A 23,990-nucleotide genomic window follows, 5' to 3' on the forward strand; every position below is an offset into this window, starting at 1 on the left:
TGGACACAGGCGTTACACGTCGAGAGGCAGACGATGTATTTTCTGGGCATGGATGGCGGAGGCACCGGCTGCCGCGCCATTCTGAGCGATAGTGACGGCCAGATCCTGGGCGAGGGCCGCGCGGGTCCGGCCAACATGGCTTCGGACTTCGAGGGCGCGCGCGGCAATATCATGCGCGCGGCCGAGCAGGCACTGGCCGGGCGCGATCCGGGCCGGGTGCGCGCCGTGCTGGGGCTGGCGGGGTCGAATTTCTCGGGCATGGGCGCCCGGATGGAGGCCGCGCTGCCGTTTCGCGCGCGGGTGGTGCAGGACGTCACCACCTCGGTGCGCGGCGCGCTTGGGCAGGCCGACGGGATCGTTGCGGCGATCGGCACGGGGTCGGTCTGCGCGCGCCAGTTGGGCGGGCAGATCCGGACCATCGGCGGCTGGGGCCTGCGCTTGGGCGACGAGGCTTCGGGCGCCTGGATCGGGCGCGCGCTTTTGATGCGCGCCACGCGGATGCTCGACGGCTACATCCCGCCCACCCCGCTTCTCGCGCAGACCGCGGGTGAGTTGGGCGGCGCCCCAGGTATCGTGACCTTCAGCCTGCGCGCGACGCCGGCCGAATATGCCGCCCTCGCCCCGCGCGTGCTGGCGGCCGAGGCCACGGACGCGGCGGCGGCCCATGTGCTCGACGCCGCACGGGCCGAGATCCGCGCGGCCATCCTGATCCTGCAACCGCGCGAGGCGCCGCTGCCGGTTACCTGGATCGGCGGCCTCGGCCCGGCGCTGGCGCTTGCGGACTGGCCGATGCAATCGCCCCTTGGCACATCCCTCGACGGCGCGCTACTGATGGCCCGCGAGGAGAGCACATGGCAGACCTGATCCTGACCGGCGCAAAGTTTTTCGACGGCGAGAGCTGGCACGAAGATCATGCGCTGGTGCTGCGTCAGGGGCAGATCGCCGCCATCGTGCCGCAAGAGGCGGCGCCGGATGGCCCGCGAGAGCAAATCCACGGCACATTGGCCCCCGGCCTGATCGACCTGCAAGTGAACGGCGGCGGCGGGATCATGCTGGACGGCGCCGCCAGCGTGCAAAGCATCGCCGCGATCTGCGCGGCCCATGCGCGGCTTGGTGCGACCGGCATTCTGCCTACGCTGATCACCGACAGTGCCGCCGCGACGCAGACGGTGCTAGCCGCCGCCATCGCCGCCGTTCCGCGCGTGCCGGGCTTTCTGGGCCTGCATCTCGAAGGCCCGCACCTTGATCCGCGCCGCCCCGGCTGCCACCCGCGCCAGCATATCCGACCGATGACGGAAGAGGACATCGAGGTGCTGCTTGAAGCCGTGACCGGCCTGCCCGCGCTGATGATTACACTGGCCCCTGCCGCCGTGACGCCGGAACAGATCGCACGGCTGGTGGGCAACGGCATCATCGTCAGCCTCGGCCACAGCGACTGCACGTATGACGAGGCCCGCGCCGCGATCGATGCCGGTGCCCGTGTCGTCACACATCTGTTCAACGCCATGTCGCAGCTTGGCTCGCGCGAGCCGGGCCTTGTCGGCGCGGCGCTCGATCTGCCGGTGGATGTGGGGCTGATCGCCGATGGCATCCATGTTCACCCGGCCGCGATCCGCATGGCTCTGGCGGCCAAGCGTCAGGGTCGCCTGTTCCTTGTGTCGGACGCGATGGCCGCCGCAGGCACGGACCTGACCGAGTTCGAGCTTGCCGGCCAGCGCATCCTGCGCCGCGACGGCGCGCTGCGGCTGGAGAGCGGCACGCTCGCCGGGGCCGATCTCAGCCTGCCGCAGGCGATCCGCACGCTGATCACTCAGGCCGGGGTGCCCGCCGGGCAAGCCATTGCGATGGCCAGCGCCATCCCCGCCTCGGTTATCGGCGCGCGCGCCGGGCGCATCGCGCCGGGCCTGCCCGCCGATCTGGTGCTCTTCGATGATGACTGGAACCTGACCCGCGTCTGGCGCGCGGGCGCGGCGCTTCAGGCGAACTCTTCGACCGCGTAGCCCTGAATGTAGAGCAGCGCCGACAGGTCGCCGTGGTTGATGCGGATATCGCATTGCGCCGCGACCGAGGGCTTAGCGTGCAGCGCAACGCCCGCGCCCGCAAGGTTCAGCATCCCAAGGTCATTCGCCCCGTCGCCCACCGCCATGACCGCGTCATGGGCAAGCCCCAGCCGCTCCGAGATTTCGATCAGCGCCTGCACCTTGGCCTCGCGGCCCAGGATCGGGCGCGAGGGCACGCCGGTCAGCTTGCCATCCTCGATCATCAGGATATTTGCGCGGTTCTCGTCAAACCCAAGCGTCTCGGCGACAAAGCCGGTGAAGGCGGTGAACCCGCCCGACACGAGCGCGCAATAGGCGCCATTGGCTTTCATGGTGCGCAGCAGGTCATGACCGCCCGGCATGAAGGTAATGCGCTCTTCGATCACTTGCGTGATGACGCTTTCAGGCAGGCCGCGCAAAAGGCCCACACGCTCGGTCAGCGCGCCTTCGAAATCCAGCTCTCCGTTCATCGCGCGGGCGGTGATTTCCTTCACCCGCTCACCCACGCCTGCCACATCGGCCAGCTCGTCGATGCATTCCTGCTGGATCATCGTGCTGTCCATATCGGCCAGCAGCATCTGCTTGCGCCGCCCCGCCTCGGGCTGCACCACCAGATCGAGGCCAAGCGCCTGCATTCCTTCCCACACGGCCCAGCGGTTGGCCGGGATCGCCTCGATCGGGAATTCGGCGGCAACGCCGGGGTTGAGCCAGCGCACATCGCCCCCCGCCCAGGCGTCGCGCAGCGATTCGACGGCGACGCGCTCGAGATTGGCGGATTTCGGGTCGGCAAGCAGGGTGACGATATACATGGGCAAGGTCCGCAAGGTTATCCGGTCGGGCGCCAAAGCGCTGTTCGCCGCGCCTTAGCGCAAAACACGGCGCGGTGCAAAGGTGGCGCGGCCCGAGGGGCGAAGTTTCCGATAGTGAACACCGATGTCGCTTTCGTGTGCAGATGCGGCGTATTGGACCAATTTTCCTCTTGTGCGGAATCGCGGCGCCCCGTATTTGCGGCGGCGGGACACCTCTTCCCAACGAGAGGCGTTTATCTGGAAGGATACCATTGATGGCTAACCAAGCTCCGGCCGCGCGGCCGGCCAATCCGCGCTTCTCCTCGGGCCCCTGCTCGAAGATCCCCGGTTTCTCCCTCGATATGCTTGCCGACGCGCCCTTGGGCCGTTCGCACCGTGCCGCTGTCGGCAAGGCCAAGCTGAAAGAGGCGATCGACCTCACCCGCGAAATTCTGGGCGTGCCCGCGGATTACCGCATCGGCATCGTTCCCGCCTCGGACACCGGCGCCGTCGAAATGGCGCTGTGGTCGCTGCTGGGTGCCTGCCCGGTCACCATGTGCTCCTGGGAATCGTTTGGTTCGGGCTGGGTGACCGACGTGGTCAAGCAGCTCAAGCTCGACGCGACCGTCAAGGAAGCCGGCTACGGCGACATCGTTGACTTCACCACCGTCGATTTCAACACCGACGTGGTGTTCACCTGGAACGGCACCACCTCGGGCGTGCGCGTTGCCAATGGCGATGCGATCCCGGCAGACCGCGAAGGCCTGACCATCTGCGACGCGACCTCGGCCGCGTTTGCGATGGAGCTGCCTTGGGACAAGCTCGACGTCACCACCTTCTCCTGGCAGAAGGTTCTGGGTGGCGAGGGTGGCCATGGCGTGCTGATCCTGTCGCCCCGCGCTGTCGAGCGTCTGGAAAGCTACAAGCCCGCGTGGCCGCTGCCCAAGATCTTCCGCATGACCAAGGCGGGCAAGCTGATCGAAGGTATCTTCGTCGGCGAAACCATCAACACCCCCTCGATGCTCTGCGTCGAAGACTACCTGGTGGCGATGAAATGGGCGCAAACCATCGGCGGCCTGAAAGGGCTCGTTGCACGCGCCGAAGCCAACGCGAAAGTCGTGTGGGATTTCTGCGCCGCCCGTCCGTGGATCGCGAACCTCGCCAATGATCCGGCGACGGCCTCGACCACCTCGGTCTGCCTGAAGTTCACCGATGAGCGCATCAAGGACGGTGCCGCCTTCGCCAAGGCCGTGGCCAAGCGTCTCGAGAAAGAGGGCGTCGCCCTCGATATCGGCGCCTACCGCGATGCCCCGGCTGGCCTGCGCATCTGGTGCGGCTCGACCATCGAGGCGGCGGATGTCGCGGCGCTGATGCCCTGGCTCGAATACGCCTTCGAGGCGGAAATCGCGGCGCAAGCCTGATTTGCGAAGTCCGATGGGCGCCCCGGCGGCGCCCGTCCTTCCCCAGATTACATCAAGATTCAGGAGCCCCAGAAATGGCCCCCAAGGTTCTCATCTCCGACGAACTCTCCGACGCCGCCGTCCAGATCTTCCGCGACCGCGGGATCGAGGTGGATTTCCAGCCGAAGCTCGGCAAGGACAAGGAAAAGCTGGCCGAGATCATCGGCAACTATGACGGTCTCGCGATCCGCTCGGCCACCAAGGCCACCGCGGCACTGCTGGAAAAAGCCACCAACCTCAAGGTGATCGGCCGCGCCGGTATCGGTGTCGACAACGTCGACAAGGAAGCCGCGTCCAAGAAGGGTGTCATCGTCATGAACACCCCCTTCGGCAACATGATCACCACCGCCGAACACGCCATCGCGATGATGTTCGCCGTGGCCCGCCAGATCCCCGAGGCCTCGGCCTCGACGCATGCGGGCAAGTGGGAAAAGTCGAAGTTCATGGGCGTCGAACTGACCGCCAAGACGCTTGGCGTCATCGGTGCGGGCAACATCGGCGGCATCGTGTGCGACCGTGCCAAGGGCCTGAAAATGAAGGTCATCGCGTTCGACCCCTTCCTGTCGGAAGAGAAGGCCGAGAAGATGGGCGTCGAGAAGGTGGAACTGGAAGAGCTGCTCAAGCGCGCCGATTTCATCACCCTGCACGTGCCGCTGACCGACTCGACCCGCAACATCCTGTCGCGCGAGAACCTCGAGAAGACCAAGCCCGGCGTGCGCATCATCAACTGCGCCCGTGGCGGTCTGGTCGATGAAGAGGCGCTGGCGGACCTGCTGAAATCGGGCCATGTCGCTGGCGCTGCCTTCGACGTGTTCTCGGTCGAGCCGGCCACCGAAAACCCGCTGTTCGGCCTGCCGAACGTGGTCTGCACCCCGCACCTGGGCGCCGCGACCACCGAAGCGCAGGAGAACGTGGCCCTTCAGGTCGCCGAGCAGATGTCGAACTACCTGCTGGATGGCGCTGTCGAGAACGCGCTCAACATGCCGTCGATGACCGCCGAAGAGGCCAAGGTCATGGGCCCGTGGGTGAAGCTGTCGGAATATTTGGGCGGTTTCGTGGGCCAGATGACCGACGAGCCGATCAAGGCGATCAACATCACCTATGACGGCCTCGTGTCGAAGATGAACCTCAAGGCGCTCGACTGCGCCGTGGTTGCGGGCATCATGCAGCGCGCCAACCCCGACGTGAACATGGTCTCGGCCCCGGTGATCGCGAAAGAGCGCGGCATCCAGATCTCGACCACCACGCAGGACAAGTCTGGCGTGTTCGACGGCTACGTCAAGGTGACTGTGGTCACCGACGCGCGCGAACGTTCGATCGCGGGCACCGTGTTCTCGGATGGCAAGCCGCGCTTCATCCAGATCAAGGGCATCAACGTGGACGCCGAGGTTGGTAACCACATGCTCTACACCACCAACAAGGACGTGCCCGGCATCATCGGCAAGCTTGGCACGCTGCTTGGCAACCACAACGTGAACCTCGCGAACTTCACCCTGGGTCGCTCGGCCGCCGGTGGCGAGGCGATCGCCATCGCCTATCTCGACGACGCGCTCGACGCCTCGGTCGTGGCCGAGCTTGAGGCGACCGGTCTCTTCCAGCAGGTGAAACCGCTGGAATTCAACGTGGGCTGAGCTAAGTTCACAGCAAGCTAAGGGCCCCTCGCCACGGCGGGGGGCCTTATTCATTGGAACGAGAATGCGCATCTACGCCATCGGCGATATCCACGGCCAGCTTGACCGCCTCAAGGCCGCCCACGAGTTGATCGAACGCGACCGCCGCCAGACCGGCGACACCGAGGCCCGCGTCGTGCATGTCGGCGATCTGGTGGATCGCGGCCCGCGCTCGGCCGGGGTGATCGACTATCTGATGCAAGGACAGGCCGACGGGCGCCCTTGGGATGTGCTGCGCGGCAATCACGACCGCATGTTTCTGGGTTTTCTGGACGACCCCTATTACCACGACCCGATGCTGCGCTTCGGCATCGAATGGCTGCACCCGCGCGTCGGCGGCTGCACCACGCTTGAATCCTACGGCGTCGCCAATGCCGAGGACCGCCCGCTTGACCAGATCCACCGCGAGGCCGTCGCAGCCGTGCCCGCGCGCCATCGCGCCTGGCTGGCCGCGCTGCCGATCCAGCTGCGCACCGAACAGGCGCTCTTCGTCCATGCGGGCATCCGCCCCGGCGTGGATCTGGATGCGCAGGTCGAGGACGACCTGCTCTGGATCCGGCAGGAATTCCTTGAGGACCGCCGCGATCACGGGCTGCTGGTGGTGCATGGCCACACCGCTATCGACGAGGTCACCCATTACGGCAACCGCCTTAACCTCGACACCAGCGCAGGCTATGGCGGGCCGGTCTCGGCCGTCGTGATCGAGGGACGTGAGGTCGCACTGCTGAGCGAGGCTGGCCGCGTTCCCCCAGCCGCTGGCTGAGCCGAATTTCCCACAGCGCAGTTCCGCTTATCTTGTATTACGGGGCGTCATTTCCCCAACGGAAACTAGCTAAATAGATGCCTGCGCGCTAACGTCCGATTCGAACCAACGAGGGGGACCTTACATGACTGGCATCGTTATCCTTTCCGGCGCGCGCACCGCCATCGGCACTTTTGGCGGAAGCCTTGCGGGCTTCTCGCCCATCGACCTGGCTACGCTGGTCAACAAGGCCGCCATCGAGCGCGCCGGGATCAGCGCCGACAAGATCGGCCAGGTCGTTCTGGGCCACGTCATCAACACCGAACCGCGCGACATGTATGTCTCGCGCGTGGCCTCGGTGCAGGCGGGCGTTCCGGTCGGCACCCCGGCGATGAACGTCAACCGTCTGTGCGGCTCGGGCGCGCAGGCCATCGTTTCGGCCACTCAGGCGCTGATGCTGGGCGATGCCGATTTCGCGCTGGCCGGCGGCGTGGACTGCATGAGCCGCGCCCCCTACATCATCCCCTCGGCCCGTTTCGGCCAGAAGATGGGCGACGCCAATGTCATCGACATGATGGTCGGCGCGCTGACCTGCCCCTTCGGCACCGGCCACATGGGCGTGACCGCAGAGAACGTCGCGACCGAATGCGAGATCACGCGTGAAGAACAGGACGCCTTCGCGCTGGAAAGCCAGAACCGCGCCGCCGCCGCCATCGCCGCAGGCGTCTTCAAGGAAGAGGTCGTCCCGGTCGAGATCGTCTCGCGCAAGGGCACCGTGGTTTTCGACACCGACGAGCACCCCAAGGCGACCTCGCTTGACAAGCTCGGAGCGCTGAAGGCCGTGTTCAAGAAGGGCGGCTCGGTCACCGCCGGTAACGCCTCGGGCATCAACGACGGCGCCGCTGCCGTGGTTCTGGCCCGCGAAGAAGCCGCCGCTGCCGCGGGCCTCAAGCCGCGCGCCAAAATCCTGGGCTACTCGGTCGCCGGTGTGCGCCCCGAGGTCATGGGCCTCGGCCCGATCCCGGCCGTGCAGCAGCTGTGCGAAAAGACCGGCCTGAGCGTGTCGGACTTCGACGTGATCGAGTCGAACGAAGCCTTTGCCGCGCAGGCGCTGGCGGTCACCAAGGGCCTAGGCCTCGACCCGGCCAAGGTCAACCCGAACGGCGGCGCCATCGCGCTTGGCCACCCGATCGGCGCGACCGGCGCGATCCTGACCGTCAAGGCGCTCTATCACCTTGAGCGCACCGGCGGCAAACGCGGCCTGATCACCATGTGCATCGGCGGCGGTCAGGGCATCGCCATCGCGATCGAACTCTGCTGATAATGATCTGGCGCGGCGGGTCACCCTGCCGCGCCGCTTAAGGGTTAATTCATTCCCCGCTGCCAATCTGCCCCAAAGAGCGGAATGGATGAGCGGGGATGAGTGCCAGCATCATCGAAAAACTGGCGCAGGAACGGCGCGCCCGGCTGGCCGCCGAGCGGCTGCTGGAGCAAAAGAAGCGCGAGTTGTTCGCCGCGAACGAGAAGCTGTCGCTCCACGCCCGCGCGCTGTGCGACCAGATCGTGCAACAACGCCACGGGCTTGAACGCGCCCTGACCGAGGCCGCGACGCTCAAGGGCGAAAACAGCAAGGTGCGCTTCGATCTGGCGCGGGCGACCTCGCTTGCGCAAAGCGCGCAGCGGCGGTTGTGGGACGCGCTGGAAACCATCCGCGACGGTTTCGCCCTGTTCGACGGCGATCTGCGTCTGGTCGCAGCCAACAAGTCCTATCTGTCGTTCTTTCGCGGCAATGAGGCTGTCAGCATCGGCACGACCTATGACGCGGTGCTGCGGTTGATCGCGGAAAATGGCCTGGTGGAGCTGGACGGGCGCGACCCGCAGGACTGGCACGGGCAGATGCAGGCCCGCATCCGCAGCCCGCGCATTGACCCTTTCGTGCTGACCACGCCGCAGGGCCGCCACATCCGCCTGATCGACCGCTGGGGCGAGGAAGGCGATCTGGTTTGCCTGTCGCAAGACATCACCGCCATGATCCGCCGCGAGGCCGAGCTGGAAGAGGCCCGCCTGCGCGCCGAGGCCGCGAACCGCGCCAAATCGACCTTCCTCGCCAATATGAGCCACGAGATCCGCACCCCGATGAACGGCGTGGTGGGCATGGCCGAATTGCTGACCGAGACCGAACTGACCGAGGAGCAGAGGCTTTACGCGGAAACCATCCGCTCCTCGGGCGAGGCACTGCTGGCGATCATCAACGACGTGCTGGATTACTCGAAGATCGAGGCCTCGCGCATCAAGCTGCACCCCGAGCCCTTCGATCTGGAGCGTTGCCTGCACGAGATCATGGTGCTGCTGCAACCCTCGGCACGCGAAAAGGGCGTGAACCTGCAGGTCGATTACGACCTCTTCCTGCCCACGCGCTTCATCGCCGATCCGGGTCGGATGCGGCAGATCCTGATGAACCTGATCGGCAACGCGGTGAAATTCACCCCGTCGGGCCATGTCCTTGCCCGCGTCGTCGGCTTCGAGGGCGCGGACGCCGCCTATGAGCTGCACATCACCGTCGAGGACACCGGCATCGGCATCGCGCCCGAGCATGTCGAGCATATCTTCGGCGAGTTCAACCAGGTCGACAGCGCGGCGAACCGCAAGTTCGAGGGGACCGGCCTTGGCCTTGCGATCACGCGCCAGCTGATCGAGCTGATGGGTGGCACGCTCTGGGTCGATAGCGAGTTGGGCGCGGGGGCCTGCTTTGGCTTTCGCCTCTCCCTGCCCCGTGCCGAGCCACCCAACGCCGCCAATCCGCCCGGCCCGCCGATCGCGCTGCGCAGCGCGCTGGTCATCGACCCGATGCTGGTCAACCGCGCCGTCGTCACGCGGCAGCTTGAGGCCTGCGGGCTTGCCGTCAGCGCCAGTCAGGATGTCGAGGAGGCGCTGAGCCTGATCGAGGCGGGCGCGCGCTTCGACGTGATCCTGACCGATGATGCGCCGACCGGCAGCGAAAGCTCGATCTGCCAGACGCTGCGCGCGCGTGGCGTCACCGCGCCCATTTTGCTGGTCACGGCCCACCGCGATGCGGTGACGGGCGATTGCTTTTGCGCGAGGCTCGACAAATCGGTGCTGCGCGCGGCGCTGTATCGGGAGTTGCAGGCGCTCTCCTCCACGCGCAGCGCGCAGAACCGGACGGGCCAGCCCTCGCTACGCCGGATGCGCATCCTTGCGGCCGAGGACAACCTGACCAACCAGCTAGTCTTCTCGAAAATGGTGAAATATCTGTCGATCGAGGTGCATTTCGCCAATAACGGGCACGAGGCGGTGGCGCAGTGGCGCGCACTGCGACCCGACCTGATCTTCATGGATATTTCGATGCCCGGGATGGATGGCTGCGACGCGACCCGCGCGATCCGGGCCGCCGAAGCCGACGCCGGGGGTCACGTGCCGATCTGCGCGCTGACCGCCCATGCGATGGAGGGCGACAGCGACCCACTGTTCGCCGCCGGGGTCGATCATTACCTGACGAAGCCCCTGAAAAAGGGCGCAATTGCCGATCTGATCCATGCCTGTCAGCCCGAGGGCACCTTGCCGATCCTGTCCGACGAGGCAGTGCAGGCCTAGCGGTATTCCTCGATCAAGGCCAGGAAGGCCGCGGCGAAACGCTCGACCTTGGCCTCGCCCATCCCGGCGATACGCGCCAGATCGCTGCGCGAGCGCGGCTTGACCTCAGCGATCTTGCGCAGGGTCGATTGGGTGCAACTCAGGTAGCGGTCGTTGCCGTGATCGCCATGGGCCAGTTCAAGCTGCGCCTGCGCGAGGCGGTCGAAAAGCGCCCCTTCCTCGCGCCCGGCAAGCTTCATCCGTGCGGGGTGTATGTCCCCCGTTCCGGCCCCGGCGATCACCTCAAGGAAGGCCGCGCCGTAACTGTCAAGCTTCTTGGCCCCCACCCCGTTGATCCGCGCCATCTGGTCGATACTGGCGGGGCGCGCCTCGGCCATCTCGATCAGGGTGCGGTCGGGGAAGATCATGTAGGCGGGCAGGCCCGCAGCCTCGGACAGCGCACGACGCTTGGCCTTGAGCGCGGACAGAAGCGGCGCGTCTTCCTCCGAGACCAGCGCCTTGACCACGGGGCGCCCCTTGGCCTTGCGGATCAGATCGCGGCGCAGGGTAATCCCCTCTTCGCCGCGCAGGATCGGGCGGGCGCGGTCTGTCATCACCAGCGCGCCGTGACGCTCGACATCGGGGCGCACGAGGTCATGGCCCATCATCTGCCGGAATACCGCCTGCCATTGCGGACGGGTCATGTCGCGGCCCACGCCGAAGGTGGGCAGCTTGTCATGCCCGCGCGCGGTGATACGCTCGTTCGTGTTGCCCATCAGGATCTCGATCAGGTGGCCCGCGCCATAGCTTTCGCCGGTGCGCAGCGCGGCCGACAGCGCCTTGCGCACGGCCTCGGTTCCGTCGAAGAGATCGGGCGGGGTTTCGCACAGATCGCAATTTCCGCAGGGCTGGGCCAGCTCCTCGCCGAAATAGGCCAGCAACTTCTGACGGCGACACGAATTGGCCTCGGACAGCCCGAGCAGCGCATTGAGGCGCGCGTGATCGGCGCCCTTGCGCTCAGACGGCGCGAGGCCCTCGTCGATCTGCTGGCGGCGAAAGCGGATATCGTCGGGGCCATAAAGCGTCAGAGTCTCGGCCGGGGCGCCATCGCGACCCGCGCGACCGATCTCTTGATAATAGCCCTCGATGGATTTGGGCAGGTCGGCATGCGCGACCCAGCGAATGTCGGGCTTGTCGATCCCCATGCCAAAGGCGACCGTGGCCACCACGATCAGCCCATCCTCGCGCTGAAAGCGCGCCTCGATGTTGCGACGATCCTCGGCCTCCATCCCGCCGTGATAGTGGCAGGCGGGGTGCCCGGCCTCATTGAGCGCCTTGGCGAGGCTTTCGGTGCGTGCGCGCGAGGCGCAATAGACAATGCCCGATTGGCCCCTGCGCGCGGCAGCAAAGCGCAGGATCTGTTGGCGCGGCTGGTCCTTGGGCTCGAACGCCAGATGGATATTGGGCCGGTCGAAGCCGCGCAGGAAGGTCGCCGGGGGCTGGCCCTCGAACAGGCGCGAGACGATCTCGGCGCGGGTTTCCTCATCGGCCGTGGCAGTGAAGGCGGCAAGCGGCACGCCAAGGGCGCGTTTTAGCCCACCGATGCGCAGGTAATCTGGGCGGAAATCATGGCCCCACTGGCTGACGCAATGCGCCTCGTCCACGGCGATCAGTCGCGTGCCCGCGCGCCGCAACAGCCCAAGCGTTGCGACCGAGGCGAGCCGTTCAGGCGCGATATAGAGAAGCTTGAGCCGCCCCGCGTCGATCGCAGCAAAGACCTCTTCGGTCTCTTCTTCGGTATTGCCCGAGGTCAGCGCGCCGGCCTCGACCCCAGCCTCGCGCAGCGCGCGCACCTGATCGCGCATCAGTGCGATCAGCGGCGAGATGACGACCGTCATCCCCGGCAGGCACAGCGCCGGAAGCTGGAAGCACAGCGACTTGCCGCCGCCCGTGGGCATGATGGCCAGCGTGTCGCGCCCTGCCAGAACCGCGCGCACGATCTCTTCCTGACCCGGTCGAAACGCCTGAAACCCGAAGACCGAGGCCAGCAGCGCGCCGGGATCGGGCGCAAGATCGGTCGCGGGTTCGGGCATGGGATCAATAGCCGTAGAAGAAGCCCGCGTTGTTGATCAGCGCGCGTTGCAGAATGATCACGACGATGAAGGCCACCAGCGGCGCAAGGTCCAGCCCCGGCGTCGCGGGCAGGAAGCGGCGGATGCGCCCGTAGATCGGCTCGAGCAGGTTGTTCAGCCCGTACCAGATCTGCGCGACCAGCGGCTGGCGCAGATTGAGCACCTGGAAGTTGATCAGCCAGCTCATGATGATATGGGCGATCATGATGAACCAGACGACATTCAGGATCAGGTTGAGCGCCTGAAACAGCGTGACCATGCGAAACCTCCGGGCAATGCGGAATTACAGGTAAGGCAGGCGCGCGGGGGTTGCAACCTTACGGATCGGCCAAATGCCGCGACGTAGCGATTGACGTCTATGCTGCGACGCGGCACCGATAGGAGAATTCGGAGGCGCGCATGTATCCAGTTATTCGCATGGCCAAGGCCCTTGTCGCGGGGCGCGGCCAGACACTCGACATTCTCGACACGGTGATCAGCCAGCATCGCGCCTGGCCCTGGGACATCGACCCGTGGAAAGACCTCAATAACGGGCGCATCCTGACACTGTTCGATCTGGGGCGCATCCAGTTGGCGCAGCGCACCGGGCTGAACGCGGCGCTGATGCGCAATCGCTGGGGGATCGTGGTGGCTGGCAACACCACGCGCTACCGCAAGCGCATCACCATGATGCAGCGCTTCGAGATGCGCACCCGCGTCGTTGGCTGGGACAACCGCTTTGTCTACATGGAGCAAAGCATGTGGCGCGGCGCTGAGTGCTGCAACCACATCCTGATCCGGGGCGCCATCACGTCGCGCGCGGGGATCGTGCCGCCCGTCGAGGTGCTTTCGGCGATGGGGCACAAGGCCGACAGCCCGGAGCTGCCCGCATGGGTACTCCACTGGATCGGCGCCGAGCACGAGCGCCCCTGGCCACCGCAGATGTGATCGCCCCCAACCCTTGCGCCGCCGTCGCTTTTCGGGCTTGATCGCCGCAACGCAGGGGGCAGGGCATGATCACCACACGCAAGCGGATCTGGGGCTGGTTCTTTTTTGACTGGGCCAGCCAGCCCTACAACACCCTGCTGCTGACCTTCATCTTCGCGCCCTTCATGAAGGAATTGCTGGGCAGCGGTTCGAACGCGCAGACAGTCTGGGGCTATGGCGTGGGCCTTGCGGGGCTGCTGATCGCGATCGCCTCACCGCTTCTGGGGGCAATCGCCGACCGCTCGGGCCGCCGGATGCCGTTCATCTGGCTTTTCTCGCTCATGTATGTCCTTGGCGCCTGGGGCCTGTGGTATGCCGAGCCGGGCAATTTCAGCCTGATCCTGATCATGACCTCCTTCGCCATCGGCATGATCGGGATGGAGTTCGCCACCACCTTCACCAACGCCATGCTGCCCGACCTCGCGTCCCGCGAAGAGATCGGCAAGGTCTCGGGCTCGGGCTGGGCCTTTGGTTATGTGGGCGGGATGGTCGCGCTGATCATCATGCTGGTGTTGTTGCAGGTGAACCCGAACACGGGCCGCACTCTGGTCGGCCTGCCGCCGCTGTTCGGTCTTGATATCGCGACGCGAGAGGATACGCGCATCGTCGGGCCGCTGACGGCAGTATGGTATGCGGTCTTCATGATCCCCTTCTTCCTGTGGGTGCGCGAGCCGCGCCACCCCGGCGCCGTTCCGGTGGCCCGCGCCGCGCGCGAGGCCTGGCCGCAGCTGCGCGAGACCCTGCGCCGCCTGCCGCGCAACCGCAGCCTCTTTGCCTTCCTGTTGTCCTCGATGTTCTACCGCGATGCGCTGAACGGCATCTACACCTTCGGCGGGCTTTACGCGGCGGGAGTGCTGGACTGGTCGATCACCCAGATCGGCATCTTCGGCATTCTGGCCGCGATCACCGGGGCGATCTTTGCCTGGCTCGGCGGCAAGGCCGACGACCGCTTTGGCCCCAAGGCGGTGATCCTGTTTACCGTCGTGCTGTTGACCGCCGTTGTGGTCGGCGTCGTCTATATCTCGCGCGAGAGCGTCTTTGGCATGGCCGTCGGGCCTGACAGCATCCTGCCCGACGTGGCCTTTTATGTCATGGGTGGGCTGATCGGCGCGGGGGGAGGGGCGCTGCAAGCCGCGAGCCGCACGATGATGGTGCATCAGGCCGAGCCGGGGCGGATGACCGAAAGCTTTGGCCTTTACGCGCTGACCGGCAAGGCCACCGCGTTCATCGCACCGCTCTCGATCGGGGTGGTGACGCAACTCACGGGCAATCAGTCGCTCGGCATCACTCCGCTCATCGCACTTTTCGTTCTGGGGCTTGGGCTGCTACTTTGGGTCAAGCCCAATGGCACCCCGCAGCCCCAAAGCGCAGGATGACCCGCGATATGACCCTTGCCCACCTGACCCGCCCTCTCGCCCTTTGCCTTGCGCTGATCGCGGGCAGCACCGCCTCGGCCGAGCCGCTGGCCCGGCAGCTTTTCGGTGCGGCCAACGCCCCGTCGCAGCAGCGCCCGTCGGCGATTGGCTTTTATTCGCGCGGATGCGCTGCGGGCCTTGTCGCCCTGCCCGAGACCGGCCCCACCTGGCAAGCCATGCGCCTCAGCCGCAACCGCAACTACGGCCAGCCCGAGATGATCGCTTTCTTAAGCGATCTGTCGGCCTTCGCCGCCACCCTGCCGGGCTGGAAGGGGCTTTACATCGGCGATATCAGCCAGCCGCGCGGCGGCCCGATGACTGGCGGCCACGCCAGCCACCAGATCGGCCTTGATGCGGATATCTGGATGCTGCCGCCGCAGCGCCTGAACCTCAGCCGGGCGGAGCGCGAAAAAATCAGCTCGGTCTCGATCCGCACCGCCGATCAGACCCGCACCAATGGCAACTGGTCGGCCCAGCACATGGCGCTGCTGCGCGCCGCCGCCTCGGACCCGCGGGTGGATCGCGTCTTTGTCGCCGCCGCCGCGAAGATCGCCATGTGCAACACCGCTCCGCGTGGGGACCGTGACTGGCTGCAAAAGATCCGCCCGATCTATGGCCATGACTCGCATTTCCACGTGCGCCTTAAATGCCCTGCCGGTCAGGCCGAATGCGAGCGCCAAAAACCCACTGTGGCCGAGTTGTCAAAAGGCGGTGACGGCTGCGACGAGACCTTGAACTGGTGGGTTACGACCTATCTTGAAGAGCTGCGCAACCCGCCGAAAAAGCCCGAGCGCACCGGCCCACCGCCCAAGAACGCAAAAACCTACGTGATGTCGGACCTGCCAGGACAATGCAAAAACGTGCTCGCCTCGCGCTGATCGCGCTGGCCCTGGCTTTCGCGGGGCATCCCGCAATCGCTGCCGACCCCACGCCGCGGGCCGAGTTCCTGCAAACCTACGCCTGGCGCGTTGCCAATGACGCCTTCGGTGGCTTCTCCGGGCTGGAACTGACCGAGGACGGGCGCGATTTCGTCGCGCTCTCGGATCGCGCGACGCTGTGGCGCGGACGGATCGCGCGCGACGCGACCGACCGGATCGTCGGCGTCGAAGTGCGTTCCGGTCCGGTGGCGCTTCAGGACAGCAAGGGCAGCGGCCTCGGCCAGTCCTCGGGCGATTCCGAGGGGCTGGCGCTGGCGCCGGACGGATCGGTCTATGTCTCGTTCGAGGGGTTGCACCGCGTCGCCCGCTACCCACGCGATGACGGCCCGGCCGAGCGCCTGCCCCGCCCCGAAGCCTTCAAGGGCTTTCAGTCGAACTCCTCGCTTGAGGCACTGGCCATCGCGCCGGACGGCACACTTTATACCCTGCCCGAACGCTCGGGGATGCTGAACCGCCCCTTCCCGGTCTGGCGTTATCGCGATGGCGTATGGGATCAGCCCTTCGCGATCCCGCGCGATGGAGACTGGCTGCCGGTGGGCGCCGATTTCGGGCCGGACGGGCGCTTTTACCTGCTGGAGCGCGACTTTTGGGGCCTCTTGGGTTTCCTGACACGGGTGCGCGTCTTCGATATCGCGGGCGACAGTGTCACCGGCGGCGATGTGGTGGTGCAAACCAGCGCGGGCGTGCATGACAACCTTGAGGGCATTGCGGTCTGGCGCGACCGCGGCGGCGCGATCCGGATGACGATGGTGGCCGATGACAATTTCCGCATCTTCCAACGCACCGAACTGGTCGAATACCGGCTCAAGCCCTGAAATGGCTTGACCCATGCGGGCAGAGCGCGTAAGCGCCGCGCTGCCTGGAGCCTCCGGGCCATGTCCCCGCTACCATGTAAAAACGGTGAAATCATGAACCGCTTCCTCCCCGGCATTCTTGCCATGGCCGCCATCGTCGTGGCCTCGAACATTCTGGTGCAATTTCTCGTCAGCGACTGGCTGACCTGGGGCGCCTTCACCTATCCCTTCGCCTTCCTGGTCACCGACGTGATGAACCGCGTCTATGGCCCGGCCGCCGCGCGCCGTGTCGTGGCCGCCGGTTTTGTCGTCGGCGTCATCTGCTCGCTGATCGGCACCCAGATTCAGGGCGAATTCGGCCCCTATGTCACGCTGCGCATCGCCATCGGCTCGGGCGCGGCCTTCCTGGTTGCCCAGATGATGGACATCGCCGTCTTCGACCGCCTGCGCCGCGGCGTGTGGTGGGAGGCCCCGCTGGTCTCGACCCTCGTGGGTTCCTCGCTCGACACGGCGATCTTCTTCTCGATCGCCTTTGCCGCGCAATTTGCCTTCATCGAGCCGCTCAATGACGTGTCCTGGGCGAACGAGGCCGTGCCGTTGATCGGCTTTGGCCCGATGGCGCCGCTCTGGGTCTCGCTGGCTACGGCGGACTGGTTTGTGAAAGTTGCGCTTTCTTTGGTCGCACTGCTGCCTTTCAAGGCAATCGTTGCACGCCTATCGCCAAAGATTGCGTAATTTTTCTTGCCATACACAAAATCTGTGCCACCCTATCCTTATCGGCAACGCATGAAAGGAGGTGGTCCAGTGTCTAGAGTGATAGTGGAGAGAGGTGTCGGGACAGTTAGGGGGGCCGTGGCCTGAGGGCAATCCCAAGGGCAAATAACCCTGGCTGGGACGGAGGATCGACCAGACCCTAACCGGACCATCTCCGTAGATCTCGGGGGCCGCTGGCTTAGCCAAGCGGCCCTTTCTATTGCCTGTCTTTGCGTCATCCTGTTTTGACCTGCATCACGGTCCGCCGCGCCTGTTTGCGTTATCATTTCCCCACGTATCTCGATAACGGGAGGAATAAGATGCGCGCCTATGGATGTGTGATTACGATCGCGGGATGCTTGGCAATCTCCCCCGCGGCTGCGCAGAGCCCTGAAGTCGGCGAGGGTCTCTTCAATCAGTATTGCTCCAGCTGCCATGGCAGCGGTGGAGCTGGCGATGGGCCGATGGTCGAATACCTGACCATTCCCTCACCTGACCTGACCCAGCTTGCCGCAAGAAACGACGGCGCGTTTCCGATGCTCAAGGTGATCCACATCATCGACGGGCGAACGGGTGTTCGCGGGCACGGCGGCCAGATGCCGGTCTTCGGCGATCTGTTCATGGCGGAGCAGGGCGAAGGGGCCGCGCGTTCCTACACCGAGGTGCTCGAAACGCGGGGGCGTGTGCTCTCGGTGGCGATGTATCTTGAGAGCCTGCAGAAATAAGACGGCTCCGGCGGCGCCCCCCATTGCGCCGCCAGCCGATCTCGACACGCGCCCCCTGATGTGGTTTGGAGGGTCAGGGCGCCTTGGGCGCCGGGTTTCCGAATGGCAGGGGAGCAGGCGAATGACCGACACTCAGACCGAGATCGCGGCGATGAGCTTCGAGGAGGCGATGAAGGCGCTGGAGCAGGTGGTGAACCAGCTTGAGCGCGGCGAGGTGCCGCTCGATCAGTCCATCGCGCTTTATGAATGCGGCGCCGCCCTGAAGGCGCGCTGCGCCGAACTGCTGAAAGCCGCCGAGGAGCGGGTCGAGAAGATCACACTGGGCGAGGGCGGCAAGCCCGCCGGAACGGTTCCGGTCGAAGGTCTTTGATGTTTCCCGAGCGTCTGAGCGAAGTGCAGATCGCGGTTCAGCACGCGCTGGATCAGGCCGTCGCGCGCCTGCCCGCGGGAGATCTGCGCGATGCGATCGGCTATGCCGCGCAGGGCGGCAAGCGGTTGCGGGCGTTCCTTGTGCTCGAATCCGCGGCGCTCTTTGGTATTTCGCAGGCGCAGGCCCTGCCCGCCGCCGCCGCGGTCGAGGCGCTGCATGCCTATTCGCTTGTGCATGACGACATGCCCTGCATGGATGACGACGATCTGCGCCGGGGCCAGCCCACCGTCCATGTGAAGTGGGATGAGGCCACCGCCGTTCTGGCCGGAGACGCGCTGCAAACGCTGGCTTTCGAGCTGTGCTGCGACCCGACCCTTGGCCCAGCCGAGCGGCGCGTGGCCCTTGTGACAGCCCTTGCGCAAGCCTCGGGCGCGGCGGGGATGGTTTATGGTCAGGCGCTTGATATCGCCGCCGAAACGGCTGCGGCGCCGCTGACGCTTGATGAAATCACCCGCCTGCAAGCGGGCAAAACCGGTGCGCTGATCTCATTCGCCGCCGAGGCGGGCGCGATCCTGGCGGGCGCCGACCCTGCGCCGCTGGCCGCCTATGCCCGCGCGCTTGGCCTTGCCTTCCAGATCGCCGACGACATCTTGGATGTCGAGGGCGATGCCGCGCTTGTGGGCAAGCAAGTCGGCAAGGATGCGCAGGCCGGCAAGGCCACCTTTGTCTCGCATCTGGGGCTCGAGGGCGCGAAATCCCGCGCCGCCGCCCTGATTGACGAGGCCGAGACCGCGCTTGCCCCCTATGGCGCAAAGGCGCAAAACTTGCGGGACGCCGCGCGTTTCGTTATCTCGCGCGACAAATGACACTGGAACGCCAATGAGCCAGACCCCGCCTACCCCGATCCTTGACCGCGTGCGTCTGCCCTCGGACCTCAAGGCACTGACCGACCGCGAGCTGCACCGTCTGTCGGACGAGTTGCGTGCCGAGACAATCTCGGCCGTCTCGGTCACCGGCGGGCATCTGGGCGCGGGGCTTGGTGTGATCGAGCTGACCGTGGCGCTGCACGCGGTTTTCGACGCGCCGCGCGACAAGATCATCTGGGACGTGGGTCACCAGTGCTATCCGCACAAGATCCTGACCGGGCGGCGCGACCGCATCCGCACCCTGCGCACCAAGGACGGTCTGTCGGGCTTTACCAAGCGCTCGGAAAGCCCTTACGACCCGTTCGGCGCGGGGCATAGCTCCACCTCGATCTCGGCGGCAGTGGGCTTTGCCATGGCGCGCGAGCTGGGGGCCGAGACGGGTGACGCCATCGCCGTGATCGGCGACGGGGCGATGTCAGGCGGGATGGCCTTCGAGGCGATGAACCACGCGGGACACCTGGGTAAGCGCGTCTTTGTCGTACTGAACGACAATGAGATGTCGATCGCGCCCCCGGTCGGCGCACTGTCGAGCTACCTCACCCGGCTTTACTCCGAAGGCCCGATGCAGGATCTCAAATCCGTCGCCAAGGGCGCCGTGAGCCTGCTGCCCGAGCCCTTCCAGGAAGGCGCGCGCCGCGCCAAGGAGATGCTCAAGGGCATGGCCGTGGGCGGCACTTTGTTCGAAGAGCTTGGCTTTACCTATGTCGGCCCGGTTGACGGCCACGATCTGGACGCGCTGCTCCCGCTGCTGCGCACGCTGAAAGCACGCGCGACGGGGCCGGTGCTGATCCATGCGCTGACCAAGAAGGGCAAGGGCTATGCCCCTGCCGAAAGCCGCGCCGACCGGGGCCACGCGACCGCCAAGTTCGACGTGATCACCGGGGCGCAGGTCAAGGCACCCTCGAACGCGCCCTCCTACACCAAGGTCTTCGCCGAAAGCCTCGTGCGCGAGGCCGAGAGCGACGAGAAAATCGTGGCGATCACTGCGGCCATGCCTGACGGCACCGGGCTGAACCTGTTCGCCGACCGCTTCCCGCGCCGCACCTTCGATGTAGGCATCGCAGAGCAGCACGCTGTGACCTTCTCGGCCGGGCTTGCGGCAGCTGGGATGCGCCCCTTCTGCGCGATTTACTCGACCTTCCTGCAACGCGGCTACGACCAGATCGTGCATGACGTGGCGATCCAGCGCCTGCCGGTGCGCTTCGCCATCGACCGCGCCGGTCTGGTGGGTGCCGATGGCGCGACCCACGCGGGCAGCTACGACATCGGCTTCATGGCCAACCTGCCCGGTATGGTCGTCATGGCCGCCGCTGACGAGGCCGAACTGGTCCATATGGTCGCCACCGCCGCCGCGCATGACGAAGGCCCCATCGCCTTCCGCTATCCGCGCGGCGAGGGCATGGGCGTCGAGATGCCCGAGCGCGGCCAGCCGCTCGAAATCGGCAAGGGCCGGATCGTGGCCGAGGGCGCGCGGGTCGCGATCCTGAGCTTCGGCACCCGCCTGGCCGAGGTGTTGAAGGCGCGCGAGGCGCTGGCCGCGCGTGGGCTTGCACCGACCGTGGCGGACGCGCGCTTTGCCAAGCCGCTCGACACCGACCTGATCCTGCGGCTGGTGGCCGAGCATGAGGCGCTGATCTGCATCGAAGAGGGCGCGGTAGGTGGCTTTGGCAGCCATGTCGCGCAGTTCCTGTCGGATCAGGGCGTGTTCGACCGGGGCTACAAGTTCCGCTCGATGGTGCTGCCCGACACGTTCATCGACCATGCCTCGCCCGAGGATATGTATGCCTCGGCCCGCATGAACGCCTCGGATATCGAGGCGAAGGTGCTTGAACTCCTGGGCGTGGCGGTGGCGAAGCGGGCCTGATCAGGCCCGGCTGACCCGCCAGGTTTGCAGGATATATTGCGCGCAGATCAGGTCGAGATGCGCGCCGCCGCCGTTCTTGCACAGCGTAATTTCGTCGTCCGACCGACGCGCGAAGGTGCCTGCGTGAATGTCGTAGTAATCGGCGACGAGGTCGGCCTCCGAGATCACGCCGCGCGCGAGCGGGTCTTTGAACTCGCCGATATGCTTGATCGTGGTCGCGCGGCTGTCGCAGAAGATGCGGGCGCGGCGCAGGGTCTCGTCATCAACCTCGCGCATGTCGGGCCGATAGGCGCCGATCAGGTCAAGGTGGGTTCCCGGACGCAGCCATTCGCCGCGGATATAGGGCTGCGAGGCCATGGTCGTGCAGGCGATGATCTCGGCCCCGCGCACAGCGGTTGCCAGATCGGCCTCGGCGCGCGCACCGGTGCGGGCGGCCAGCGCCTCGGCGGTCAGATGGGTGCGGTTCCAGATCGTGAACCGCGCCTGCGGGAAGGCCGCGCGATAGGCCTCGATCATCGAGGCGGCCACATGGCCCGCGCCGCAGATCAGGATCTCGCGCGCGTCGGGGCGGGCAAGGCGGCGCGCCGCCAGAAGGCTGTCGCCCGCCGTCTTCCACTTGGTGACCAGCTGGAAATCGACGATGGCCTCAAGCATCCCCGTTTCATCGCTGAGCAGGTTCACCGCGCCATTGACCATGGGCAGGCCCGCCTCTGGGTTGCCCGGCATGATCGTGGCGCATTTGACCGCGATCCCCAACCCCGAGATCCAAGCCGAGCGGGTCAGCAGCGTGTCCTCGCCGCGATAAAGGAAGGTATCGGCCACCTCGGCGCGCGGCAGACGGTGACCGGCCTCGAAGGCCTCGGTCAGGGTGATCCAGTCGAGCAGCCCTTCGGCCTCCGGCCCGATGATGTCGATGCTCATTGTGCCTCCGCGTCAGTCAAAAGCCCCTCGGCCACAAGGCGCGCAGCCCAGCCGGCCGGCCCCTCAAAGAGATGCGTCTTCCAGCCGCGCAGATGTGCCGCCGCGATATTTTCGGCCCGGTCGTCGGTGAACAGAAGCTGCGCGCCCGACAGGTTTGCTGTCTGCTCGAGCATCTCGTAGATCCGCGCCTCGGGTTTGATGACGCCCATATGCCCCGAGATGAAGGGCCGGTCGAAATCGCGCAAAAACGGGTAATGCGTGCAGGCATAATCGAACGAGCCGATGCCGAAATTCGTCAGCGAAAAGACCGGAACGCCGCGCGCCTGCAAGGCCTGCATCAGCCGCAGAGAGCGCGGGATCACCGGCGCGGCCATCTGGATCCAGTCATCATGCCAAAGCCGGATCTTGTCGCGCCAGCGCGGATAACGCTCGGCCCAGTCGTAGATCGTCTCGCGGAACGGGCCGCCCCGGTCGATGATATCGTTCATCCCGTGCAGATCGACCTCGGCGAACATCGCCTCGCGGTCCTCACGCGGCATGATCTGGTCGTAATACCGCTCGGGCTGCCATTCGATCAGCACGTTGCCGATATCGAAGATCACCGCGTCAACCATTCGCGTCCCTCATCGCTGCACGCACGGTCCGGTCGAGCGCGTCAAGAAAGCGCGACCGATCGGCCTTGGAGAACGCACGCCCCCCACCCTGCCGGAACGGATCGGCGGCGCGCAGATCGGCCATCAGATCGCGCGTCGCCAGAACATTGCCGATATTGGCGGGGGTCAGCGCCTCGCCATCGGGGCGCAAGACACGCGCACCCGCCGCGACGCATTTCGCGGCCAGCGGGATATCGTTGGTCACAACCACGTCGCCGCGACCGGCGCGTTCGGCGATATGCATGTCGGCCACGTCCGGCCCTTCGGCCACATAGACCATCTGGATCAGCGGATTGGCCGAGGGGCGCAACCCGCCGTTCGACACGAAGGACGCCGGATGGCCAAGACGCGTCGCCACGCGCTCGATCTCGGCCTTCACCGGGCAGGCATCGGCATCGACCCAGATCACCGCCAGAGCGCCTCGGCATTGAAGGCGATGTGGTCGGGCATGAAGGTCGAAACGAAGAAGTAGCTGTGATCGTAGCCCGCCTGCATGCGGAACACGCCCGGCTGGCGACGCGCGGCCATCGCGGCGGCCAGCGCCTCGGGGCGCAAGAGGTCAAGGAACTGATCGTCACTACCCTGGTCGATCAGCACTTCGCCATCAAAGCCCACTCGGGTCATCAGGTGGGTGGCGTCATGATCGAGCCAGTTGTTCTCATCCGCGCCCAGATAGGCCGTCAGCTGCTTGCGCCCCCAGTCCGATTGCGAGGGCTGCGCGATCGGCGCGAATGCCGAGACCGAGCGGAACCGCCCCGGCAAGAGCATCGCCAGCGTCAGCGCACCATGCCCACCCATCGAGTGCCCGGTGATCGACTGACGATCCTCGTCAATGTCGAAGGCGGCGGTGACGATGCGCGGCAGCTCATCGGCGATATAGTCCCACATGCGGAAATGCGGCGCCCAGGGCTCTTGAGTCGCGTTGACGTAGAACCCCGCGCCCTGCCCCAGATCGTAGGCATCGTCATTGGCCACATGCGCGCCGCGCGGCGAGGTGTCGGGGAAGCACAGCGCGATGCCATGCTCGGCCGCCCATTTCTGCGCCCCAGCCTTCACCATCGCGTTCTCATGCGTGCAGGTCAGGCCCGACAGATACCACAGCAGCGGAACCGGCCCCTGCGCGGCCTCTTCGGGCAGGAAGAGGCCAAAGGTCATCTCGCAGCCGGTGGCCTCGGAATGGTGGGTATAGACCCCCTGCATACCGCCGAAACACTTGTTTTCCGATACCGTGTGCATGGGTTTT

The 23,990-nt window shown here is 66.0% G+C and carries 23 protein-coding genes; 16 read left to right on the forward strand and 7 right to left on the reverse strand.

Features of this window, described 5'->3' with window-relative positions; all coding sequences use genetic code 11:
• Positions 1-33: 33 nt before the first annotated feature.
• A complete protein-coding gene (locus LZA78_RS09430) occupies positions 34-864 on the forward strand; it encodes a glucosamine kinase nucleotide-binding domain-containing protein (RefSeq protein WP_233676682.1) in 831 nt (276 codons plus the stop codon).
• Positions 852-2,000 carry an N-acetylglucosamine-6-phosphate deacetylase gene (nagA, locus tag LZA78_RS09435; protein ID WP_233676683.1) on the forward strand — a complete coding sequence of 383 codons (1,149 nt, stop codon included), beginning with the start codon at positions 852-854 and terminating at the stop codon, positions 1,998-2,000. The genes LZA78_RS09430 and nagA overlap by 13 nt, the downstream gene beginning before the upstream one ends.
• Here the strand turns inward: nagA and serB are convergent.
• Positions 1,976-2,848, reverse strand: coding sequence for a phosphoserine phosphatase SerB (gene serB, locus LZA78_RS09440; protein WP_233676684.1), 873 nt, complete (start codon positions 2,846-2,848; stop codon positions 1,976-1,978). The genes nagA and serB overlap by 25 nt on opposite strands.
• A 254-nt stretch (positions 2,849-3,102) precedes the next feature.
• On the opposite strand from serB, the gene LZA78_RS09445 reads away from it, so the two are divergent.
• The 5 genes from LZA78_RS09445 (at position 3,103) to LZA78_RS09465 (ending at position 10,311) form a co-directional block, all read left to right on the forward strand.
• Positions 3,103-4,248: a phosphoserine transaminase gene (locus tag LZA78_RS09445; RefSeq protein WP_233676685.1), complete on the forward strand. Its 1,146-nt coding sequence runs from the start codon at positions 3,103-3,105 to the stop codon at positions 4,246-4,248.
• Between the two features lie 74 nt (positions 4,249-4,322).
• The gene (gene serA, locus LZA78_RS09450) at positions 4,323-5,918 is read left to right on the forward strand and encodes a phosphoglycerate dehydrogenase (protein WP_233676686.1); all 1,596 of its coding nucleotides are present in this window, start codon (positions 4,323-4,325) and stop codon (positions 5,916-5,918) included.
• 64 nt (positions 5,919-5,982) lie between these two features.
• Positions 5,983-6,720 (forward strand): metallophosphoesterase family protein, encoded by a 738-nt coding sequence (locus LZA78_RS09455; RefSeq protein ID WP_233676687.1) that lies wholly within the window; start codon positions 5,983-5,985, stop codon positions 6,718-6,720.
• A 124-nt stretch (positions 6,721-6,844) separates the two neighbouring features.
• Positions 6,845-8,020 carry an acetyl-CoA C-acyltransferase family protein gene (locus tag LZA78_RS09460; protein WP_233676688.1) on the forward strand — a complete coding sequence of 392 codons (1,176 nt, stop codon included), beginning with the start codon at positions 6,845-6,847 and terminating at the stop codon, positions 8,018-8,020.
• A 98-nt stretch (positions 8,021-8,118) separates the two neighbouring features.
• Positions 8,119-10,311 (forward strand): response regulator, encoded by a 2,193-nt coding sequence (locus LZA78_RS09465; protein ID WP_233676689.1) that lies wholly within the window; start codon positions 8,119-8,121, stop codon positions 10,309-10,311.
• Here the strand turns inward: LZA78_RS09465 and recQ are convergent.
• Both recQ and LZA78_RS09475 read right to left on the reverse strand, forming a co-directional pair.
• Positions 10,308-12,383: a DNA helicase RecQ gene (gene recQ / locus LZA78_RS09470; protein WP_233676690.1), complete on the reverse strand. Its 2,076-nt coding sequence runs from the start codon at positions 12,381-12,383 to the stop codon at positions 10,308-10,310. The genes LZA78_RS09465 and recQ overlap by 4 nt on opposite strands.
• A 4-nt stretch (positions 12,384-12,387) precedes the next feature.
• A complete protein-coding gene (locus LZA78_RS09475; protein WP_233676691.1) occupies positions 12,388-12,681 on the reverse strand; it encodes a YggT family protein in 294 nt (97 codons plus the stop codon).
• A 140-nt stretch (positions 12,682-12,821) separates the two neighbouring features.
• On the opposite strand from LZA78_RS09475, the gene LZA78_RS09480 reads away from it, so the two are divergent.
• The 9 genes from LZA78_RS09480 to dxs all read left to right on the forward strand — a co-directional run bounded on the left by LZA78_RS09480 (position 12,822) and on the right by dxs (position 21,173).
• Complete coding sequence (locus LZA78_RS09480) at positions 12,822-13,349, forward strand: acyl-CoA thioesterase (RefSeq protein WP_233676692.1); 528 nt, start codon at positions 12,822-12,824, stop codon at positions 13,347-13,349.
• Between the two features lie 65 nt (positions 13,350-13,414).
• Positions 13,415-14,764, forward strand: a complete 1,350-nt coding sequence (locus tag LZA78_RS09485) for an MFS transporter (protein WP_233676693.1) — start codon at positions 13,415-13,417, stop codon at positions 14,762-14,764.
• A complete protein-coding gene (mepA, locus tag LZA78_RS09490) occupies positions 14,761-15,681 on the forward strand; it encodes a penicillin-insensitive murein endopeptidase (protein ID WP_233676694.1) in 921 nt (306 codons plus the stop codon). The genes LZA78_RS09485 and mepA overlap by 4 nt, the downstream gene beginning before the upstream one ends.
• Positions 15,654-16,556 carry an esterase-like activity of phytase family protein gene (locus tag LZA78_RS09495; RefSeq protein WP_233676695.1) on the forward strand — a complete coding sequence of 301 codons (903 nt, stop codon included), beginning with the start codon at positions 15,654-15,656 and terminating at the stop codon, positions 16,554-16,556. Before mepA ends, LZA78_RS09495 begins: the two co-directional genes overlap by 28 nt.
• A 93-nt stretch (positions 16,557-16,649) precedes the next feature.
• Positions 16,650-17,270: a queuosine precursor transporter gene (locus LZA78_RS09500; protein ID WP_233676696.1), complete on the forward strand. Its 621-nt coding sequence runs from the start codon at positions 16,650-16,652 to the stop codon at positions 17,268-17,270.
• 338 nt (positions 17,271-17,608) lie between these two features.
• Entirely contained in the window at positions 17,609-18,013 is a 405-nt protein-coding gene (locus tag LZA78_RS09505) for a c-type cytochrome (protein ID WP_233676697.1), read from the forward strand.
• A 121-nt stretch (positions 18,014-18,134) separates the two neighbouring features.
• On the forward strand, positions 18,135-18,383 hold the full coding sequence (locus LZA78_RS09510; RefSeq protein ID WP_233676698.1) for an exodeoxyribonuclease VII small subunit: 249 nt from the start codon (positions 18,135-18,137) through the stop codon (positions 18,381-18,383).
• The gene (locus LZA78_RS09515; protein WP_233676699.1) at positions 18,383-19,249 is read left to right on the forward strand and encodes a polyprenyl synthetase family protein; all 867 of its coding nucleotides are present in this window, start codon (positions 18,383-18,385) and stop codon (positions 19,247-19,249) included. Before LZA78_RS09510 ends, LZA78_RS09515 begins: the two co-directional genes overlap by 1 nt.
• A gap of 13 nt (positions 19,250-19,262) precedes the next feature.
• Positions 19,263-21,173, forward strand: coding sequence for a 1-deoxy-D-xylulose-5-phosphate synthase (dxs, locus tag LZA78_RS09520; RefSeq protein WP_233676700.1), 1,911 nt, complete (start codon positions 19,263-19,265; stop codon positions 21,171-21,173).
• On the opposite strand, the gene LZA78_RS09525 is transcribed toward dxs, so the two are convergent.
• The 4 genes from LZA78_RS09525 to fghA are packed head-to-tail and all read right to left on the reverse strand — an operon-like array spanning position 21,174 to position 23,983.
• On the reverse strand, positions 21,174-22,094 hold the full coding sequence (locus tag LZA78_RS09525; protein WP_233676701.1) for an ornithine cyclodeaminase family protein: 921 nt from the start codon (positions 22,092-22,094) through the stop codon (positions 21,174-21,176).
• Entirely contained in the window at positions 22,091-22,708 is a 618-nt protein-coding gene (locus LZA78_RS09530; protein WP_233676702.1) for an HAD family hydrolase, read from the reverse strand. The genes LZA78_RS09525 and LZA78_RS09530 overlap by 4 nt, the downstream gene beginning before the upstream one ends.
• On the reverse strand, positions 22,701-23,156 hold the full coding sequence (locus tag LZA78_RS09535; protein WP_438811067.1) for a YaiI/YqxD family protein: 456 nt from the start codon (positions 23,154-23,156) through the stop codon (positions 22,701-22,703). Before LZA78_RS09535 ends, LZA78_RS09530 begins: the two co-directional genes overlap by 8 nt.
• Positions 23,153-23,983: an S-formylglutathione hydrolase gene (gene fghA, locus LZA78_RS09540; RefSeq protein ID WP_233676703.1), complete on the reverse strand. Its 831-nt coding sequence runs from the start codon at positions 23,981-23,983 to the stop codon at positions 23,153-23,155. The genes LZA78_RS09535 and fghA overlap by 4 nt, the downstream gene beginning before the upstream one ends.
• Positions 23,984-23,990: the final 7 nt, after the last annotated feature.

It is taken from the genome of Rhodobacter flavimaris (assembly GCF_021378075.1).
Classification (GTDB): domain Bacteria; phylum Pseudomonadota; class Alphaproteobacteria; order Rhodobacterales; family Rhodobacteraceae; genus Rhodobacter; species Rhodobacter flavimaris.